Source organism: Bradyrhizobium sp. UFLA05-153 (genome assembly GCF_054185185.1).
Map to the genome: position 1 here is coordinate 1 of NZ_JBBIAM010000315.1, position 1307 is coordinate 1307.

Annotated in this window: 1 protein-coding gene; it reads right to left on the reverse strand. The window is 60.7% G+C overall.

Features of this window, described 5'->3' with window-relative positions; all coding sequences use genetic code 11:
* Positions 1-174: 174 nt before the first annotated feature.
* The gene (locus tag Q2941_RS51635) at positions 175-1224 is read right to left on the reverse strand and encodes an IS110 family RNA-guided transposase (protein WP_458197543.1); all 1050 of its coding nucleotides are present in this window, start codon (positions 1222-1224) and stop codon (positions 175-177) included.
* Between the last annotated feature and the right edge of the window lie 83 nt (positions 1225-1307).

Here is a 1307-nt window from a genome sequence, read left to right on the forward strand (position 1 = left end):
TGTCCGGCCTCTGATGGTGCAGCGATGAAGCTGCGGGCCCGTATGGGAGTTCGCAGACCGGAACCAAATCATAAATGCGTGCTCTAGGCACGATGAGTACGCCTGGTTCTTCCGGCCTCGTCTCGCCGACTGTTGCGCCATACCCTCCTTCGACCGACTACATCTCCGACGACCTCAGGTCCGCCAGGACCACGCCTTGGCTGGGACCGGAGCCCTGTAATTCTCCTGCTTGACAAGTAGCGCCCAGACGATCCGCGCCATCTTGTTGGCGAGCGCGACCGTTACCAGCATGCGCGGTTTGCGAGCCAGCATCTGTTCGAGCCAAGAACCCCTCGGCGCACCGCGTTTGCTTGCTTGCTTTACGACGGCGCTACTGCCGATGATGAGCAGGCGTCTGAGCGTGCGTTCGCCCATTTTGGATGTTGCGCCGAGCTTCTGCTTGCCGCCTGTCGATCTTTGAAGAGGCGTGAGGCCCAGCCAGGCGGCAAAGTCGCGGCCCTTGGCAAAGGTCTCGGCTGGCGGTGCTAAGGCGGCGATCGCGGTGGCGGAGATTGGGCCGATACCGGGAACGGTCATCAGCCTGCGCGATACTTCATCCTCTCGTGCACGCCGTGCGATTTCTTTGTCGAGATCCGCGATCTTGCTACTGAGGCCGGTGAGTAGGTCTAACATCACTCGGAACATGGCGCGGGCCGCTCCGGGAAGCGAGTTGACCATCTCTTCTTCCTCGATCAGGTCGGCGAGCATCGCCACATGCGACGGCCCCTTGGGCGCGACCCAACCATATTCAGTGAGGTGTCCGCGAATCGCGTTGATCAGCTGGGTTCGCTGCCGCACTAACAGATCACGGGTTCTAAACACCAGGCCGGCCGCCTGCTGCTCTTCGCTCTTAACGGCCACGAACCGCATGCTCGGCCGCTGGGCCGCTTCGCAGATCGCCTCGGCATCGATCGCGTCATTCTTTTGCCGCTTCACGAACGGCTTTACATAGGCGGGCGGGATCAGCCGAACTTGATGGCCAAGCTGGGCGAGCTGACGAGCCCAGTGATGTGCTCCACCACATGCCTCCAACGCTACCGTGCAACTCGGCTGGGTCGCGAAGAAATCCAGCAGCTTTCCTCGGCTGATCCGCTTGCTGAACATTGCTCGACCTCGCCCATCTGCTCCGTGCGCGTGAAAAACATGCTTGGCGATATCCAGACCGATTATGATAACCTCTGACACGGACGCCTCCCTTAAGTGGTGCTCAACACGTCCACTTTGGCACATCGATGCCGTCGGGCGGGGCGTCCACCCCATCATAAATC